The following is a 17,823-nucleotide window of genomic DNA, read 5'->3' on the forward strand; positions in this document are numbered from 1 at the left end:
CGATTTAACGCGCCTGTGCATCTGGCGGTGGCCTCATAGCAGCAGCACCTTGCTCTAGCATATTCGGATCCATATGCAGCGTGCGGGTAGGAAGAGCAATATCCGCACCATGCTGATGAATAATTTCAATCACTTTTAATAACACGTCTTGTTTTACCTGATGGTAACGCTGCCAGTTGACCGTTTTGGTGAAGGTGTAAATAAAGAAATCAAGTGAATGCGGGCCAAAACTGTTGAAGTTCACAATCAAGGTTTGCCGCGTTTCAATATCTGCATGCGCTTCCAACATCGCATACACATCATCAATTACCGTACTGATTTTATCGGCGTCTTGATAACGCAGCCCAATGGTTTCGTAAATCCGACGGTTCAGCATCCGCGAGGGGTTTTCCACCACCACGTTACTGAATACCGAGTTGGGCACGTATAAAGGGCGCAAATCAAAGGTGCGCACTACCGTCATGCGAATACCAATTTTTTCCACCGTGCCCTCAATGTTGCGATCGGGGGAGCGCACCCAGTCGCCTACTTTAAATGGCCGATCAAAGTAGATCATCACCCCACCGAAGAAGTTGGAGAGCAAATCTTTGGCGGCAAGACCGACAATTAAGCCCCCCACACCACCAACCGTGAGTAACCCGGAGACACTGACACCCAGGCTTTGTAGCAGCGTAATCACGCCAATGCAGACGGCGAGTGCGCGTAAGACGTTACCAATGGCGTTAATCGTGGTGTGATCACGGCGCCCTTCGTCAAATAACAGCTGCTCACCACTGTTGACCAATCGGAGCAAAAACCAGATCAATAAGAACACGACCAGCAGCTCTCTGATCACGCTCACCCAGCTTAAATTCAAGTGACCTGCGGTATTATCAAGAAAAATTTCTAGCGCATGAAACGCAGGCCAGCCCCAGATTAAGAGGGAAAATGGCGTATCAATCGCGGGCCACAACACATCATCCCAACGTGTTTGCGTGCGCTCTGCCAGTGCCTTTAAGCGCCCCATCAACACACGCCATATCGCCCAGACGACGGCTCCAAGCCCCATCAAAATGACAATATCTGAGATCCAGTCCCACGCGGCGGCTTGATAGAGTGACTGCCACCATTGGATTAGGCTTTGCATGCTTCCCTCACGATTACGGTGTCTAGGCGTTTATGCTTGTCAGACTAACAAAAAAAATGCTGACCAAGGTCAGCATTTTGTCTAAAGGATGGTTATCCGTTTACCAGCCCGCAAAAGCGACAAGAAAAAAGGTCGCGAGCAAGGCACCGGACAGGGCAACATTAAGCGTGAACAGATGACGTACCTTATTGCATTTACCCACAAATGCCACATCGTGATGATGAAGGTACTCTTGGCTGCGAATATATTGGTATAAACGTTTTTGTCGCGAGATATCGCCTTGGGGCGATAAAGTGAAGAAGTTGCTCTCACGACGACAGATTTGCTGGTAAAGCAACGGATTGGCATCACGTAACATCACCACCAATGCCCGCAATGACGATACATAGCGTGCGATATTTATCACTGTCACTGTGAACACAGCCACAATTAGGATATCACCGTTCATAATCCTCTCCCTTCACTACACTGGATGGCGCTTCAGAGGGAGAGGTTACGTAATTACTGCCCCGCTGAGCTGTCCATCACTGACGTTGATTCTTCAACTGCCATGGATGCCAAGTCTTTGTCGATAAAGAACAGAGCCTTGCCATCTTCGCCGACTAACTCGATCTTATCGAGTACGCCTTTAAACAACTTCTCTTCTTCGTGTTGCTCCGCGACATACCACTGCAAGAAGTTAAAGGTAGAGTAGTCTTGCGTGGTAAACGCGGCATGCGCCAAGCTGTTAATTTTTTCCGTGATTAAGCGCTCATGCTGATACGTTTCGCGAAACACCTCACCTAACGAGGAAAATTCGTGACGCGGTGCATCAATCGACCCCAAGATAGGCATGGCCCCTGTCTCACTCACATACGTAAACAGGCGCTGCATATGCTGCATTTCTTCCTGTGCGTGCTTATGTAAGAATTTTGCCGCGCCTTCGAAACCCTGATCCTCACACCAAGCGCTCATTTGTAAGTATAGGTTTGATGAGAAAAACTCCAAATTGATCTGCTCATTGAGCCTGTCAACCATGGCAGGTGCTAGCATATAAAACGTCCTCTTTATTGGGGGTTAGCTGCCATTCTGACCAGCAGCACGTCGGTTTTCAAGCGGATTACGCCGGCAATGTCCAGCGTGACCGATTCTTATATCGAATTTATGACCCGCCTCATTGTCGAATTCTTAATCGGAATGCGATCACAGTGACGGATTTTGCCTCTCAAGCTGGTTAAACTGCGTTTATAACCTCGCATAAAAAGGATAACTCTATGTCATACAAGCATATTTTGGTTGCGGTTGATTTGTCAGATGACAGTGAAAGACTGTTGAAGAAAGCTGACGCACTTGCCTTCGCCTTGGGCGCACAACTGTCGTTGGTTCATATTGACGTCAATTATGCCGAGCTCTATACCGGACTGATTGATATTAACTTAGTCGAATCACGTAACCGAGTGATTGAAGAAGCCCAGCAAAAACTCAATCAACTGGCCAGCGACGCACAAAGTACGGTCACACACACCTTGGTCAGTAGCGGTGATTTAGCGGAAGAGATCACCGAGTCGATTCAAAACATGGGGATTGATTTGGTGGTCGTCGGCCATCATCAAGATTTCTGGAGCTCGTTGTTGTCGTCAACTAAACAACTGCTGAATAAAACGCCCGTTGATCTTTTGATGGTGCCCATCCGCGACTAAACTCTCTTCGCTAACCACTCTCGACAGAAGGCGGGTCATTCTGCCTTCTGCGCTTTTAACCATACGCTGACTGGGAACCGATTGCGTCCTAGAAGCGAAACGGTACACTGCCCTTTTACTCTCTTTATCGAAGGAACCGAGTTATGGGGTATCTTAGCGGCGTGACACTGCTGTGGGCCTTTTCGTTTAGCCTAATTGGCGTGTATCTAGCCGGCCAAGTCGACAGCTACTTTTCTGTATTGATGCGTATCGTGCTGGCAGGATTGGTGTTTTTACCTTTCTTACGTCCTCGCCAAGTGCGCCCCGCGTTTGCCGCCAAATTGATGTTAGTCGGCGCGTTTCAGCTTGGCATCATGTACTGTTTCTTCTATCAGTCCTTCTTATTCTTATCGGTACCAGAAGTGCTGTTGTTTACCGTTTTTACTCCGCTTTATGTCACCTTAATTTACGATGCGTTGAAAAGGCAGTTCAGCGCTTGGTACCTGCTCACCGCGGCCATCGCGGTGCTTGGCGCCGTAGTGATCCGCTATGCCACTGTCAATCCGGACTTTCTGGTTGGTTTTTTAGTGGTACAAGGTGCAAATTTGTGCTTTGCGATTGGCCAGGTCGGTTACAAATACTTGATTGAGAAAGAGCAAACTCAGCTGCCTCAGCATGCGGTATTCGGTTGGTTTTATCTTGGCGCCTTAGTGGTGGGCGTGCTGGCTTTCGCCTTGCTCGGAAACAGTGACAATCTGCCTTCTACGCCAACCCAGTGGGGAGTGTTGATTTATCTAGGCACTATCGCATCAGGGCTGGGCTATTTCTTTTGGAATAAGGGTGCAACCCTGGTCAATGCTGGGGCGCTCGCAGTGATGAACAACGCGCTGATCCCAGCCGGCATTGTGGTGAACGTACTGATTTGGAACCGCGACGCGGATCTTCTGCCGTTACTCAGCGGCGGGGTACTGATTTTAGCCGCGCTGTGGTTTAACCAAACCTGGGTCAAGCGCCGCGTCGACGCCCAACGGAATGCCGACCCAAAGCCTCAGTAACCCGAACGTAAAACAGGCAGGGAAACCCCTGCCTGTTTATTTACCCGAGAGCCAATCCTGATCAGATAAAGGCAAACGCGTCTGAGTAGAGATGATCACGACTCACGCCGCGCTCTTTGCAGAACATATCACGTGCCACGCCTGCCATTTCAAAGCGCCCGGCAATATAGATATCGTAAGCGCCGAGGCTAACAAAATCTTCCATCACCGCTTCTAATACATTCCCTACTTTGCCTCGCCATTCGCCTTCCGCCTGTTCAACCACAGGCATAAAGGTAATATTGCGATGCGATTCAGACAGTGCTTGCAGCTCGTCATGCGCGTAAAGCTGGCACGGGTTGCGTGCCCCCCAATAAATAAAGATCGGAGACTGTATTCCTTGATTAATACAGTGATCGACCATGCTGCGAACATACGAAAAACCGGTTCCGCCGGCAATCAACAGCAAGGGACGCTCACTCTCACGCAACCAGGCATCGCCGGCCGGTTCGGTGATTTCAAAGCTCGCTTCACCGCTTTCTAGCACGGCTTTGGCTTTTTCGACCACTTCCAGCGCAAACGGATTTTCATCGGCGGCGCCCACATGGAGCTCGAGCTCACCGCCGTCTTGGCGACATGGACTACTCGCCAGTGAAAACGGGCGTTTATCTTTTTCGCCCATTACCGCCATCACATATTGCCCAGGGTGATAGCTCACCGCCTGCTGAGGCTTTAGGACAATGCGGTAAGTGTGACACGCCAGCGACTCAACGGCGGTCACTTCACATAGTATCGACATTCTGTTCCTCTGTTCGTTTTGCTACAGCCGTTGAGGTTATGAGAGGCGGTATCACTACCGCCTCAGGCTGTGTTTTTATCATTAACGGTGAATGCTAGCGCATACCAACCGGATTAGTCTAAGATCCCTAATTCGTCCCATATCGTATCGACACGTGCGACCACATCCGGGTCTTTCGCGATCGGTGTGCCCCACTCGCGAGCGGTTTCTCCTTGCCATTTATTGGTGGCATCGAGCCCCATTTTCGAGCCAACGCCAACCACTGGCGACGCAAAGTCGAGCGAATCAATCGGTGTATTTTCCACCATCACGGTGTCGCGCGCGGGATCCATGCGAGTGGTGATTGCCCAAATAACATCATTCCAGTCACGCGCATTCACATCGTCGTCACACACTATCACAAACTTGGTGTACATAAACTGACGCAAGAAAGACCACACGCCCATCATCACGCGTTTCGCATGCCCTGGGTATTGTTTTTTCATGGTGACCACCGCCATCCGGTACGAGCAACCCTCCGGAGGCAAATAAAAGTCGACAATTTCCGGGAACTGCTTTTGCAAAATGGGCACAAACACTTCGTTCAGGGCCACACCCAGTACGGCAGGCTCGTCCGGTGGCCGCCCCGTGTAGGTGCTGTGATAAATCGGCTTTTTGCGCATGGTCAGATGCGTCACAGTGAATACATGGTGACGCTCTACTTCGTTGTAATAGCCAGTATGATCGCCATAAGGCCCTTCGTCAGCATATTCGTTCGGATCGATATACCCTTCCATCACAATCTCGGCACTCGCCGGCACATCCAAATCGTTACTGATGCTCTTTGCCACCTCGGTTTTACTGCCGCGCAACAGCCCTGCAAAGGCATATTCAGACAGGGTATCGGGCACGGGGGTGACGGCGCCGAGAATGGTGGCCGGATCCGCGCCATAAGCAACGCTGATAGGAAAAGGTTCACCCGGATGGGTTTGCATCCAGTCATGCAAATCAAGTGCGCCACCGCGGTGTGCGAGCCAACGCATAATCACTTTGTTTTTGCCGATTTTTTGCTGACGATAAATACCAAGATTCTGGCGCTTTTTATTCGGCCCGCGCGTAATGGTCAGCCCCCACGTCAGCAATGGCGCCACATCGCCCGGCCAGCAGCGCATCACTGGGATTTTATCCAAATCAACGTCATCGCCGCTAAGCACAACTTCTTGACAACGCGGACGACGGACTGTCTTGGCGGGCATATTTAACACCTGACGAAACACAGGCAGCTTGTCGAGCGCATCGCGAAACCCTTTAGGGGGCTCAGGCTCTTTTAAGTAAGCCAGCAGTTTGCCGACTTCACGTAGCTCAAGCACATCGTGTCGGCCCATACCGAGCGCCACACGCTTAGGGGTGCCAAACAGATTCGCTAATACCGGCATGTCATACCCGATAGGGTTTTCAAACAGAAGGGCCGGCCCGCCCGCTCTTAGGGTGCGGTCGCATATCTCAGTGATCTCTTGGTCAGGATCCACTGGCTGCGTAATGCGTTTAAGCTCACCTTGGGCCTCAAGGTAATCAATAAAATCGCGCAGATCGGAAAGTTTCATATCAGGCTCAATGAGTTAATGGACGCCTCTATGATACCAAGTAAACCGGTATCCGGATCGGTAAAGGGTCGACATTAGCGCGACGACAACGCAGATGCAATGTGCTGGCGGCCAAGGGGGCCAAGCTCGTCACCTAATCCACTTAACCACTCATCTTTTCCAGCTTCGACCAATAATTGTGCCACTTGCTGCCCTTGGCGTAATGATAACTGAGACATCAAAAAGTCAGCGACTGGCGCGGGTAATGGAGAAAGATTCGCCAGTTGTCGAATCGCGGGGCCACGCAGCGATGGGTTATCTGCGGCGGCCATCATTTGTTGCAACGCAAACCCATCATTAGCTCGTTGACGCAAAGCATGCAGTGCATTGAGGCTGTATTGATCGGTACCGCGCCGCCAAAGACGATCATACAGTGCCGGCCGGTCCGTCGCTTGTGCAAGTGCAGCCAAAATCGCGTTATCTGGTAGCCACATTAAGGTGGGATCAGTGAGGTATTGTTCGACCAAATAGGCTAAGCCATCGCTGTCATACTCATCAATCATCGCGACCAATGCATCACGGCGTTGTCGATAACCCGGCTGAGATGGCTTAATCCAGTCAGCAATCACCAATTGGCGATAACTGAGTAACATGCCTAACTCTTGGGTCAGTTGTTGCTCCCGATAACGGTTTAACTGTTGGCGTGCTGCTGCCGCGTAATGGAAGGCAGGGGTCGTGACCCAATAACCGTCTTGCTGGTGACGTAACAAAAAATGGGGTTGTTGCTGACTCAATTCAACCAGATAACGTCGCCAATGATCGTTGTTCAGTGGCAAGGGTGAAGAGAGTAAACGGTAGAGTGTCGCTTCACGTGTGAGCGGCGGAAGCTGACGAATATGCGCTTTGAGCGCAGCGACATCGTCTTTCGCGAGCAGTGTAGACATGGTACGCATGGCTTTAGCCGTGTTCGCGTTATCTAGCACCTGTTCAATAAAGGTTTGGGTGACGATTTGACCATCCGCGGCCGGCGCATTAGCCGCCAAGGCCGCCGGGCTCGACAAGCTCATGATCCCAAGCCCTATAGCCAACAGTGTCGTACAGTAACGTCTTGCCATCCGTTGCAATCCTATGCCCAGTGTCACGCGTTCGGCGCCACCTTTCCTTGGTCACGTCTATTGTGCGAGCTGGGCCTTGGGTGAGCAATAAAAAAGCACTGCGAATGCGCAGTGCTTAACACTATTGCGTTAGCCGTTACGAGTTTTGCCGCCGCATGGCATCAAAGAACTCATTATTGGTTTTGGACATCGCCAATTTACCAATCAAGAACTCCATCCCTTCAAACTCGCCCATTGGATGCATGATCTTTCTTAAAATCCACATCTTTTGCAGTTCATCGGGTTTGGTAAGTAGCTCTTCACGGCGGGTGCCTGAGCGGGTGAAGTCAATGGCAGGGAAAACACGTTTTTCCGCAATCTTACGCGAAAGGTGCAGTTCCATGTTACCTGTCCCTTTAAATTCTTCGTAGATCACTTCATCCATCTTCGATCCCGTATCCACCAGCGCGGTAGCAATGATAGTCAGGCTCCCGCCTTCTTCCACATTACGCGCCGCACCAAAGAAACGCTTAGGACGATGGAGAGCATTGGCATCCACACCGCCGGTCAATACTTTGCCCGATGATGGCACAACCGTGTTGTAAGCGCGGGCTAAACGCGTGATCGAATCCAACAAGATCACCACGTCTTTTTTATGTTCAACCAGACGTTTTGCCTTCTCAATCACCATTTCGGCAACTTGCACGTGTCGGTTAGCTGGCTCATCAAAGGTCGAGGCAACCACTTCCCCTTTAACCAGACGCTGCATCTCGGTCACTTCTTCCGGACGCTCGTCAATCAAAAGCACCATCAGTTCGCAATCAGGGTGGTTAAACGCAATGCTTTGAGCAATATTTTGCAGCAACATGGTTTTACCCGCTTTCGGCGGTGCCACAATCAAACCACGTTGGCCTTTACCGATAGGCGAAGCCAAGTCGAGGACACGGGCGGTGATGTCTTCGGTAGAGCCGTTACCGCGCTCCATCACCATCCGCTCGCTCGCGTGTAATGGGGTTAAGTTTTCGAAAAGGATTTTACTGCGGGCATTGTCGGGTTTGTCGCTGTTAACTTGGTTAACTTTTAGTAGCGCGAAGTAGCGCTCGCCGTCTTTCGGCGGCCGAATTTTACCCGCGATGGTATCGCCTGTGCGCAGGTTAAAGCGCCGGATTTGGCTGGGCGAGACATAAATATCATCAGGGCCGGCCAAATACGAGCTGTCTGCGCTGCGCAAGAAGCCAAACCCGTCTTGAAGAATTTCCAGCGCGCCATTGCCAAAAATATCTTCACCGCTTTTTGCGTGCTGTTTGAGGATCGAAAAAATAATGTCCTGCTTACGCAAGCGAGCCAGGTTTTCAAGTCCCATGCTTTCGCCAAGCGCAACCAGCGTCGAGACGGGTTGAGTCTTCAGTTCGGTAAGATTCATAGTGGTGAGTGTCTTGTTTGTCAAAGTTGAGGTCTGAAATTAGTTAGCGTGTCGAGACCAGTGGCATGTTCGAGAGATGAACAGAAGTACAAATTCCGTGCAATAAGGTAGCACCTAAATGGGGTATCGTCTAGTTGACAGAAAAACAACCGCCGCTGTGAGGCAGCGACGGTTACTTTAACATTACAGGTTAGCGTCAAGAAACTCTTTCAGTTGAGTTTTTGACACAGCACCAACTTTAGTTGCTGCCACGCTGCCATCTTTAAAGAGTAGCAGTGTTGGGATACCACGGATGCCGAACTTAGGCGGAGTACCTGCGTTCTGGTCAATGTTCAGTTTTCCGATGGTGACTTTACCTGCATACTCCTCGGCGATTTCGTCCAAAATCGGTGCAATCATTTTACATGGACCACACCATTCTGCCCAAAAATCAACCAAAACAGGTCCTGCAGCTTTTAGAACGTCTGCCTCAAAGCTGTCGTCGGTTAGCTGCATAATTTTGTCGCTCATCTTTTACTCCAATACATGTTTTAGTTACTGGCTAAATTGCGACCAGTAAATTATGGGACTATTTGACTGGATTCGCTTCCGTATTGCAAGCCTAAGCTGATATTCTATCCGGATGAAAATGACGCATATCACAGAGCAGAAATTTGCCGAGCTCGGCTTGCACGCCGATGTTCTTAAAGGCTTGGATGCCAAGGGGTTTACTGAATGTACTCCTATCCAGGCATTGGCATTGCCGGTCCTGCTCACCGGCCAAGACATTGCAGGGCAGGCGCAAACAGGGACAGGAAAGACCCTGGCGTTCCTCGCTGCGACGTTTCATCACCTCCTCACGACCGATGTCCCCGCATCGCGTAAACAAAATCAACCGCGGGCCATCATATTAGCTCCTACGCGTGAGTTGGCGATTCAGATCTATAACGATGCTGAACCGCTTTTGGCGAATACCTCAATCACCGCCGGTCTCGCGTATGGTGGTGAAGGTTACGATAAACAGCAACAAACGTTGGAACAAGGGGTTGATATATTAATCGGCACCTGTGGTCGTATCATCGACTTCCACAAAAAGAAAATTATCGACTTGCACAGCATTCAGGCAGTGGTGCTGGATGAAGCCGACCGTATGTTTGATTTGGGCTTTATCAAAGACATTCGCTTTTTGTTTAACCGTATGCCGGCCCCCAACCAGCGCTTAAACATGCTGTTTTCGGCGACCTTGTCCTATCGTGTACAAGAGCTGGCCTTTGAGCACATGACTAACCCTGAACACGTGGTAGTGGAGCCAGAGCAAATTACTGGCCATCGCATCAAAGAAGAGTTGTTCCAGCCATCCAACAAAGAAAAAATGCCGCTGCTACAAACGCTCATTGAAGAAGAGTGGCCCGAGCGCGCCATCATCTTTGCCAATACCAAGCATCGCTGCGAATCCATTTGGGCCCATTTAGCCGCCGATAATCATCGCGTAGGTCTGCTCACTGGCGACGTCCCTCAGAAAAAGCGGGTTAAAATTTTAGAGCAGTTTACTAACGGCGAACTGGACCTGCTCGTTGCCACCGATGTGGCAGCACGTGGATTACATATTCCTTTGGTTACCCACGTTTTTAACTATGACCTTCCCGATGATGCGCAAGACTATGTCCATCGCATTGGCCGTACAGGACGAGCCGGCGCCAGTGGCAGCTCAATTAGCTTTGCCTGTGAAGAGTACGCGATAAACTTACCGGCGATTGAAGAGTACATTGAGCACAGTATTCCGGTCAGCGAATTTGATCGTAACGCGCTATTGAAGGATCTGCCGCCGCCAAAGAAAATGGCTAAACGCCCGAATACGCAGCGTCGTAGTAACAACAAGAGCGGCAGCAGCAATAATAAAGGCAGCAGCAACAACCGCAACCGGCAGCGCCGCCGTCCACAAAAGTCGGCATAACAGAAAAGAAACATAGGTCAGAGCGCATCATGAGTGGTCACGGAAATACAACATCAACACCGACGCTGTACGCCGCGATTGATTTAGGCTCCAACAGCTTTCATATGCTGGTGGTGCGCCAAGTGGCCGGCAGTGTTCAAACCCTTGCCAAAATAAAGCGAAAAGTACGTCTCGCCGCTGGGATGGATAACCAACAACAGCTCAGCGATGAAGCCATGCAACGCGGCTGGGATTGTTTGGCTCTGTTCGCCGAACGCTTGCAAGACTTTAACACGGACAATATTCGCGTGGTCGCGACCGCTGCGCTGCGCCGTGCCAGTAACGCTGATGCCTTTTTAGCCAAGGCAAATACTTTACTGGGTTACCCTATCGAGATTATCTCGGGCGAAGAAGAAGCGCGCACCATTTACCAAGGGGTGGCGCACACCTCAGGTGGCCCGGGTAAACGCTTGGTCGTCGATATTGGCGGGGCTAGCACCGAGCTGATTATCGGTGAGCAGTTTGAACCGACCTTGTTACAAAGCCTTAATATGGGATGTGTGACTTTTTTAGAAGACTACTTTGCCGATCGCGTCCTCAACCAAGCCGCTTTTGAGAAAGCGATCGCCGGTGCGAAAGCAGAGTTGACCCCATTGGTAGCTCAGTATCGCGAACTGGGGTGGGACTGTTGTGTTGGCGCCAGCGGCACGGTACAAGCGCTGCAAGAAATTATGGTGACCCAAGGGATGGATGAAGTGATCACCTTGGAAAAGCTTCACCGACTGCGCGATCAAGCGATTGCCTGCGGGCAAATGGACACACTGGATATTGAGGGGTTAACGCTCGAGCGCGCCTTGGTTTTTCCAAGTGGTCTGTCCATCTTGATTGCCATTTTTGAGTGTTTAGAGGTTACTCGCATGACCCTCGCCGGCGGGGCGCTACGTGAAGGCTTGGTGTACGAAATGATGACCGCGATGCGTCACAGTGATATTCGTGCGCGCACCATAGCTAGCATCCAATCCCGTTATCAGCTTGATGAGGACCACGGGATCAATGTGGCTGCGACCGCACTTGAATTACTTCATCAATGTCCCGCGTCATGGATTCCAGAGCCGGAAGCCGGTAGCCTGCTCCATGCGGCAGCCTGCGTGCACGAAATTGGGTTGAGCATTGGCTTTAAACATGATGGCGACCATGCCGCATATTTAATTACTCATCTCGATTTACCTGGCTTTACCCGTGCACAAAAACAACTGGTTGCCACCTTGTTACGCTATTACCGTGAACAACTGGTATGCATTGATGGCCAACATGCCTTGTCCACCACCAGTGCCAACCGTCTCCTCCGACTACTACGCGTAGCTGTGATTTTATGCCATCGTCGCGACAGTCGCGTTCGGCCAATGATCGGACTCAATGCTGACGGCGACGCACTCACTTTGGAGTTAGATACCACACTGCTTGACGCTAGCCCACTGTTACGCGCGGAACTAGAGCAAGAGGCGCTGCGTCAATCAAGCCTTGGACAGCCACTCGTCGTGCACGCTCAAGACGCTCACGCTCTATCGCACACACACCTTTAGCAAAACAAAAGGCCCACACCTTGATGGTGTGAGCCTTTTTATCCTTGGCGCTGTCAATCAGCTCAGCGGGCAATTAAGCCGCTGCAATCCCACTATGACGCAATAACGCCTCAGGGCTTGGCTCGCGACCTCTAAAGCGAACAAACAAGTCTTTCGGTGCTTCACTGCCCCCGCGGCTAAGAATATGGTTTAAGAAGTCTTCACCGGTGTCACGGTTAAAGATCCCATCCTCTTCAAAACGCGAATAGGCATCACTCGAGAGTACTTCAGCCCATTTATAGCTGTAATAACCTGCACTATATCCGCCCGCAAAGATATGCCCAAAAGCATGAGGAAAGCGGTTCCATTCAGGCGTCGGCACCACTGAGACTTGCTCACGCACCGCATTTAGCGTTTCCATGATCCGCGGGCCCACATCCGGATCAAACTCGCTGAATAGACGGAAATCAAACAAACTAAACTCGAGCTGACGCAACATTCCCATGGCTGAGTTAAAGTTTTTCGCCGCGAGCATTTTTTCCAGCATGTCTTCAGGAAGCGCTTCTCCGGTTTGGTAATGCCCCGAAATAAAGCTCAGCGCCTCTTGCTCCCAGCACCAGTTTTCCAAAAACTGACTCGGCAACTCTACCGCATCCCAAGGCACACCATTAATGCCGGAGACATCAGCCACGTCGATTTGCGTCAGCATATGATGAATGCCATGACCAAATTCGTGGAACAGGGTGACCACTTCATCATGGGTAAACAACGCCGGATCGTCACCCACTGGCGGATTAAAGTTACAGGTTAAGTACGCCACCGGTGTTTGCAGTTCACCGTTCGCTTTGCGACGACGCACCCGGCATTCATCCATCCACGCGCCACCACGTTTATGCTCCCGCGCGTATAAGTCCAAATAGAAGCTGCCACGCAGCGTCCCTTGGCTGTCATGAATGTCATAAAAGCGCACACTTTCATGCCACGTGTCGATTCCTTTACGCTCGGTAATCGTCATACCGAACACACGTTTCATCACTTCGAACAAACCATTGAGCACTCGCGCTTCAGGGAAGTAAGGGCGGAGTGCCTCATCGGAGATGGTATAACGCGCTTGCTTGAGTTTCTCGCTGTAATACGGAATATCCCAAGGCTCAAGGGTATCGACGCCAAATTCTTGCTTGGCATACGCCTTCACTTCGGCAAACTCGCGTTCACCTTGAGGGCGGGCTTTGTCGACCAAATCATTCAAAAAGCCCATCACTTGGTCTGGTGTTTCTGCCATCTTGGTCGCCAACGACAGTTCGCTGTAGCTATTAAAGCCCAACAAACGTGCCAGTTCGTATTTTAAGCGCAACGACTCATTCATCAGCTCGGAATTATCCCACTGCCCCGCTTGCGGGCCGCGGTCAGAAGCACGCGTGGTAAAGGCTTCATACATTTGTTGACGCAGTGCACGATTATCGCAATACATCATCACAGGCAGGTACGAGGGGACATCCAGGGTAAATAAATAGCCTTGCTGCGATTTTGCCTCTGCTTGCGCTTTCGCCGCCTGGCGCGCGGACTCAGGCAAGCCTGCGAGTTCACTCTCGTCAGAAATCAACTTGGTCCATCCCATGGTGGCATCAAGTATATTATTGCTAAATGAAGAGGAAAGCTCAGACAAACGCTTTTGAATGTCACCAAATCGGTGCTGCTGATCCACCGGCAAGGCAATGCCCGAGAGTTCAAAATCTTGCAGCGCATCGGTGATGGCTTTTTGCTGAGCAATCTCTAGGGTCTCGAATTCGGCGCTCTCTTTTATCGCTTTGTATGCTTGATACAAACCTTTGTGCTGCCCGCGCCATGTTGAATACTCAGATAATAACGATAAGCAGCTTTCATAGGCTTCACGCAATGGCTGGCTATTGACCACCGCATTCATATGGCTGACCGGTGACCAGATCCGGCCTAGCCGATCTTCGGCCTCAGTCACCGGCACGCAAACAGTGGTCCAGTTAGCTTGGTCAGTGCCAGCAGCGGCATCGACAGCTTGGCGACAGTCAGTAATAGCGGCTTCCACTGCCGGCTTAACATGCTCAGGCTTAATCGCCGAAAACGGAGGTAAATCCTCAAATTGAAGTAGCGGGTTGGACATAATGCCTTCCTTTTTGCTGATACGGTGCTCACGAAGCGAGCCCTAGGAATATATAAACAATACGGTGTATATGCCGTCTCGAGGGGGACTTTTCAATCCTTTGGACTCAAGCAAGTTGTATTGCGAGCGTTACAAAATGATTCTGAGACTGCTGCCTCACTGCCGGTTTGGTATGCTAATACTCAGAAGGTCAGAGTGGGTGGCTTTACAAGCGCCACCAAACAGGACAAGCTGACCTCGACATAAAAGCCAGTGGCACCCTGTGCCTATAAGATGGAGAAAGACATGGCGAAGCATTTCGACTATATCTGTATCGGTGGCGGTAGTGGCGGTATTGCCTCTGCCAACCGTGCCGCGATGCACGGTGCTAAAGTCGCCCTTATTGAAGCAAAACACCTAGGCGGCACCTGCGTCAACGTAGGGTGTGTGCCAAAAAAAGTGATGTGGCATGGCGCCCAAGTCGCAGAAGCGCTTAACCTCTACGCGTCAGACTACGGTTTTGATGTGGATGTGAAAGGCTTTAACTGGTCAACACTGGTTAATAACCGTGAAGCCTATATCGGCCGCATCCATAAGGCCTACGACAATGTTTTAGATAAAAACAACATCGATGTCATCCGTGGGTTTGCGCGCTTTGTCGACAACAACACGGTTGAGGTTGATGGTGAGCATTACACCGCCGATAACTTCTTAATTGCGGTCGGTGGCACGCCCACTGTTCCAACAATTCCGGGCGCTGAACTTGGCATCGATTCTGATGGCTTCTTTGCTCTCCCCGAGCAGCCTAAGCGGGTGGCTGTTGTCGGTGCCGGCTATATCGCGGTGGAGATTGCAGGCGTGTTACATGCGCTCGGCTCTGACACCCACTTGTTTGTGCGTAAAGACCGCCCACTACGGACATTCGATCCTATGGTGACAGATACCTTGGTCGAGGTAATGGAAAAAGAGGGGCCAACCCTTCATACCCAGCATGTTCCGGTTTCCGTTACCAAAGAGAACGATGGCAGTCTGACGCTATCATTTGAAAACGGCACCACCCACAATACAGACACCTTGATTTGGGCAATTGGCCGTCACCCCACCACAGATAAAATCAACCTGGGTGCGACGGATGTTCAAACCACGGCAGATGGCTACATCAAAGTCGACCCATACCAAACCACCAGCGTGCCGCATATTCACTGTGTCGGCGATATCATGGATGGCGGCATTGAGCTCACCCCTGTTGCGGTGAAGGCGGGACGTTTATTATCAGAGCGCCTATTTAACGGCCAGACACATGCCAAAATGGACTATGAGTTGGTGCCAACCGTGGTATTTAGCCACCCGCCAATCGGCACCATTGGCTTGAGTGAGCCAGAAGCACGCGCCAAGTATGGCGATGACAATATAAAAGTCTACACGTCCAGCTTTGCGGCCATGTACACCGCTGTTACTCAGCACCGTCAACCCTGCAAAATGAAGCTGGTGTGTGCTGGCGATGAAGAAAAAGTGGTGGGCCTGCACGGGATCGGCTTTACGGTCGACGAGATGATTCAAGGCTTTGCGGTGGCGATGAAAATGGGCGCCACTAAGGCAGACTTTGATAGCGTGGTTGCGATTCACCCAACCGGGTCAGAAGAATTTGTTACCATGCGCTAAGCCGCGCGAGATAGGTTCATATCAAAACGCCGTGTCGATACACGGCGTTTTTTTATGGGGATTCATTGTTTGTTACAGCAATTAGCCTGTCAACTGCGCACAGAAGCGAGCCAAGCCTTCTTTAAGACTCGCCAGTGCCGCCGTGGCTTGACCGGCTTCTCCTTGCTTGGCCGCTTGCTCTAGTGTCAACGCGTTCTGATACAGCTCTAGTGCGGCCAAATTACTGGCACTGCCTTTCATTTTATGCGCTTCACGGACCAAATCGGCGTAATTAGCCTCCGCTAACTGCCTTTCCATCATCGGAAGCTGTTGCTCGCTTTCTTCAACAAAAATACGGCAGGCTTCGTCAAGAAGCGCCGGACTGTCCATTAACCGACTTAACGCTTCTTCTTTATCCCAAACCGATAGGTCGGCCTTTCCTTGATTGACACTCATGTTGGATCCTTTGTACTGATAGACCTATGCGCCACATGGGCTTTTTGAATACTTTGTAGTCATCTTGTTTCTAGCTGTTACTAAGGTTAACCAGCTGCGTTTACCCTGTTGAGATAGTGGTTAAACTCAGGTCCAATCATGCTCGCTTTTCCCCCAAATCATAACAACAGAAGTGAGTGCAAATCATGATGGATATGTTGCCTTGGCTAATCGTTTCCGGTCTGATTGTTTCAGTCATCACCGGACTATTAACCGTATTGATGGTAAAAGGTCTCGATTAAGTCTGAAAGACTCCATGGTACGCCATGGAGTTTTTGCTTGTCCGCTGTTTATATTGATTTAAGGTTTATCCGACTTAGCCTTCTTTCTGGCCTTTTTATCCGCCTTACCCTTTTTGTCTTTCTTGGCTGCTTTTTGTTTGGCTTTTTTAGCTTTTTTAGCGGCGTGATCAGACGCTTTCTTCGCTTTCTTTTCTTCACCACTCACTAGCGAGATAGGACGACAGACGTAGCCTTTTTCACTCGCGACCCGCGCACATTTACTACAAGCCACGCGTGGCGGTGTGGTGATGATTGCCAAGGAGGATAGGTTAGCTTCAACCTCGCCTCTGCGCCATTTACATAAAGCTTTGGCCACTTACGCCTCCGCGCCTAACGCTGCGTTAATGTACATATCAAAACGGTTTTTCTTGGTGGTGATGATCGAATGCGGTGGTCTATCCGCTAACGGCGTCGCATAATCCGGCCGCTTAACCACCACGCGACTGCGGGCCAGTTGAAGTGCGGGCAGCAATAAGGCATCTGCATCGCTATCTGCCCCCACTAAAGATTGAAAAACGCGCATCTCTTTTTTCACCAAGGCGGCTTTTTTCTTGTGGGGATACATGGGATCAAGGTAAATCACATCAGGTCGCACCAAACCTGGCATGTTTGCCATGTCAGTCAGTGCTTGCTCACTATTGGCATGCAATAACGTCATCCGTGATTGCATCCATGCACCAATATCGGGATCCTGATAGGCTCGCTGTAAGCCATCATCAAGCAAGGCGGCAACAACCGGATGCCTTTCTATCATTTGCACGGAGCAGCCTAAAGACGCCAATACGAACGCATCGCGCCCCAGTCCAGCGGTGGCATCGAGTACGCGCGGGGTGATCCCCTTATTGAGCCCAACCGCTTTCGCTATCGCTTGTCCTTTCCCCCCGCCAAATTTACGACGGTGGGCGACCGCACCGCTCACAAAGTCAACAAACACTGCCCCTAATTTAGGTTCATCGCGCTTGCGTAGTTCAAGATGCGTTTGTGTCATTACCAGGGCAAACGATGAATCAGGATCGTGAGTGAGTGACCACTTCGACTTTAGCCTTTCAAATTCTTCGTCTTTTTCAAGAGCGTCACAAATCAAACTGAGTTGCACATCGGATCTCCACAGCTGGGGCTG

General features: G+C 50.7%; 17 protein-coding genes. 5 read left to right on the plus strand and 12 right to left on the minus strand.

Features of this window, described 5'->3' with window-relative positions; translation table 11 throughout:
- Positions 1 to 4: 4 nt before the first annotated feature.
- The 3 genes from HLG76_RS02250 to ftnA form a co-directional block, all read right to left on the minus strand.
- Positions 5 to 1,126, minus strand: coding sequence for a mechanosensitive ion channel family protein (locus HLG76_RS02250; protein ID WP_101494574.1), 1,122 nt, complete (start codon positions 1,124 to 1,126; stop codon positions 5 to 7).
- A 100-nt stretch (positions 1,127 to 1,226) separates the two neighbouring features.
- Complete coding sequence (locus tag HLG76_RS02255) at positions 1,227 to 1,577, minus strand: universal stress protein UspB (protein ID WP_175993007.1); 351 nt, start codon at positions 1,575 to 1,577, stop codon at positions 1,227 to 1,229.
- A gap of 50 nt (positions 1,578 to 1,627) precedes the next feature.
- Positions 1,628 to 2,158, minus strand: a complete 531-nt coding sequence (ftnA, locus tag HLG76_RS02260) for a non-heme ferritin (RefSeq protein WP_021022218.1) — start codon at positions 2,156 to 2,158, stop codon at positions 1,628 to 1,630.
- A 221-nt stretch (positions 2,159 to 2,379) separates the two neighbouring features.
- Between ftnA and HLG76_RS02265 the strand changes: the two genes are divergently transcribed.
- A complete protein-coding gene (locus tag HLG76_RS02265) occupies positions 2,380 to 2,805 on the plus strand; it encodes a universal stress protein (protein WP_021022217.1) in 426 nt (141 codons plus the stop codon).
- Between the two features lie 143 nt (positions 2,806 to 2,948).
- Complete coding sequence (locus tag HLG76_RS02270) at positions 2,949 to 3,839, plus strand: carboxylate/amino acid/amine transporter (protein ID WP_077676490.1); 891 nt, start codon at positions 2,949 to 2,951, stop codon at positions 3,837 to 3,839.
- Positions 3,840 to 3,900: 61 nt separating this feature from the next.
- Here HLG76_RS02270 and fre read toward each other — a convergent pair whose 3' ends face one another.
- From fre to trxA, 5 genes are all read right to left on the minus strand, one after another.
- The gene (gene fre, locus HLG76_RS02275; protein ID WP_021022215.1) at positions 3,901 to 4,617 is read right to left on the minus strand and encodes an NAD(P)H-flavin reductase; all 717 of its coding nucleotides are present in this window, start codon (positions 4,615 to 4,617) and stop codon (positions 3,901 to 3,903) included.
- Between the two features lie 113 nt (positions 4,618 to 4,730).
- A complete protein-coding gene (gene ubiD / locus HLG76_RS02280) occupies positions 4,731 to 6,200 on the minus strand; it encodes a 4-hydroxy-3-polyprenylbenzoate decarboxylase (RefSeq protein ID WP_175992996.1) in 1,470 nt (489 codons plus the stop codon).
- A 74-nt stretch (positions 6,201 to 6,274) separates the two neighbouring features.
- The gene (locus tag HLG76_RS02285) at positions 6,275 to 7,294 is read right to left on the minus strand and encodes a hypothetical protein (RefSeq protein WP_175992997.1); all 1,020 of its coding nucleotides are present in this window, start codon (positions 7,292 to 7,294) and stop codon (positions 6,275 to 6,277) included.
- 136 nt (positions 7,295 to 7,430) lie between these two features.
- Positions 7,431 to 8,696, minus strand: coding sequence for a transcription termination factor Rho (gene rho / locus HLG76_RS02290; protein WP_021022212.1), 1,266 nt, complete (start codon positions 8,694 to 8,696; stop codon positions 7,431 to 7,433).
- A gap of 183 nt (positions 8,697 to 8,879) precedes the next feature.
- Entirely contained in the window at positions 8,880 to 9,206 is a 327-nt protein-coding gene (gene trxA, locus HLG76_RS02295) for a thioredoxin TrxA (protein WP_021022211.1), read from the minus strand.
- Between the two features lie 112 nt (positions 9,207 to 9,318).
- Between trxA and rhlB the strand changes: the two genes are divergently transcribed.
- Positions 9,319 to 10,629, plus strand: coding sequence for an ATP-dependent RNA helicase RhlB (rhlB, locus tag HLG76_RS02300; RefSeq protein WP_077461864.1), 1,311 nt, complete (start codon positions 9,319 to 9,321; stop codon positions 10,627 to 10,629).
- Positions 10,630 to 10,658: 29 nt separating this feature from the next.
- Entirely contained in the window at positions 10,659 to 12,191 is a 1,533-nt protein-coding gene (gene gppA, locus HLG76_RS02305) for a guanosine-5'-triphosphate,3'-diphosphate diphosphatase (protein WP_175992998.1), read from the plus strand.
- A 73-nt stretch (positions 12,192 to 12,264) separates the two neighbouring features.
- On the opposite strand, the gene prlC is transcribed toward gppA, so the two are convergent.
- The gene (gene prlC / locus HLG76_RS02310; RefSeq protein ID WP_175992999.1) at positions 12,265 to 14,307 is read right to left on the minus strand and encodes an oligopeptidase A; all 2,043 of its coding nucleotides are present in this window, start codon (positions 14,305 to 14,307) and stop codon (positions 12,265 to 12,267) included.
- Positions 14,308 to 14,592: 285 nt separating this feature from the next.
- Between prlC and gorA the strand changes: the two genes are divergently transcribed.
- Entirely contained in the window at positions 14,593 to 15,948 is a 1,356-nt protein-coding gene (gorA, locus tag HLG76_RS02315; protein ID WP_021022207.1) for a glutathione-disulfide reductase, read from the plus strand.
- Between the two features lie 81 nt (positions 15,949 to 16,029).
- Here the strand turns inward: gorA and HLG76_RS02320 are convergent, their stop codons facing one another.
- The 3 genes from HLG76_RS02320 to HLG76_RS02330 form a co-directional block, all read right to left on the minus strand.
- Positions 16,030 to 16,383, minus strand: a complete 354-nt coding sequence (locus HLG76_RS02320) for an Hpt domain-containing protein (RefSeq protein ID WP_077461861.1) — start codon at positions 16,381 to 16,383, stop codon at positions 16,030 to 16,032.
- Positions 16,384 to 16,722: 339 nt separating this feature from the next.
- Complete coding sequence (locus tag HLG76_RS02325; protein WP_077461860.1) at positions 16,723 to 17,019, minus strand: hypothetical protein; 297 nt, start codon at positions 17,017 to 17,019, stop codon at positions 16,723 to 16,725.
- Positions 17,020 to 17,799, minus strand: coding sequence for a class I SAM-dependent methyltransferase (locus HLG76_RS02330; protein WP_021022204.1), 780 nt, complete (start codon positions 17,797 to 17,799; stop codon positions 17,020 to 17,022).
- Positions 17,800 to 17,823 lie beyond the last annotated feature (24 nt).

It is taken from the genome of Salinivibrio sp. EAGSL, from assembly GCF_013366455.1.
Taxonomy (GTDB): Bacteria; Pseudomonadota; Gammaproteobacteria; order Enterobacterales; family Vibrionaceae; genus Salinivibrio; species Salinivibrio costicola.

What these genes read in the sequence shown, in the direction of transcription:
- prlC (WP_175992999.1), bottom strand. Translation starts at nt 14,307, where the DNA reads ATGTCCAACCCGCTACTTCAATTTGAGGATTTACCTCCGTTTTCGGCG.
- HLG76_RS02265 (WP_021022217.1), top strand. Translation starts at nt 2,380, where the DNA reads ATGTCATACAAGCATATTTTGGTTGCGGTTGATTTGTCAGATGACAGT.
- gppA (WP_175992998.1), top strand. Translation starts at nt 10,659, where the DNA reads ATGAGTGGTCACGGAAATACAACATCAACACCGACGCTGTACGCCGCG.
- rho (WP_021022212.1), bottom strand. Translation starts at nt 8,696, where the DNA reads ATGAATCTTACCGAACTGAAGACTCAACCCGTCTCGACGCTGGTTGCG.
- HLG76_RS02285 (WP_175992997.1), bottom strand. Translation starts at nt 7,294, where the DNA reads ATGGCAAGACGTTACTGTACGACACTGTTGGCTATAGGGCTTGGGATC.
- rhlB (WP_077461864.1), top strand. Translation starts at nt 9,319, where the DNA reads ATGAAAATGACGCATATCACAGAGCAGAAATTTGCCGAGCTCGGCTTG.
- ubiD (WP_175992996.1), bottom strand. Translation starts at nt 6,200, where the DNA reads ATGAAACTTTCCGATCTGCGCGATTTTATTGATTACCTTGAGGCCCAA.
- gorA (WP_021022207.1), top strand. Translation starts at nt 14,593, where the DNA reads ATGGCGAAGCATTTCGACTATATCTGTATCGGTGGCGGTAGTGGCGGT.
- ftnA (WP_021022218.1), bottom strand. Translation starts at nt 2,158, where the DNA reads ATGCTAGCACCTGCCATGGTTGACAGGCTCAATGAGCAGATCAATTTG.
- HLG76_RS02250 (WP_101494574.1), bottom strand. Translation starts at nt 1,126, where the DNA reads ATGCAAAGCCTAATCCAATGGTGGCAGTCACTCTATCAAGCCGCCGCG.
- HLG76_RS02270 (WP_077676490.1), top strand. Translation starts at nt 2,949, where the DNA reads ATGGGGTATCTTAGCGGCGTGACACTGCTGTGGGCCTTTTCGTTTAGC.
- fre (WP_021022215.1), bottom strand. Translation starts at nt 4,617, where the DNA reads ATGTCGATACTATGTGAAGTGACCGCCGTTGAGTCGCTGGCGTGTCAC.
- HLG76_RS02320 (WP_077461861.1), bottom strand. Translation starts at nt 16,383, where the DNA reads ATGAGTGTCAATCAAGGAAAGGCCGACCTATCGGTTTGGGATAAAGAA.
- trxA (WP_021022211.1), bottom strand. Translation starts at nt 9,206, where the DNA reads ATGAGCGACAAAATTATGCAGCTAACCGACGACAGCTTTGAGGCAGAC.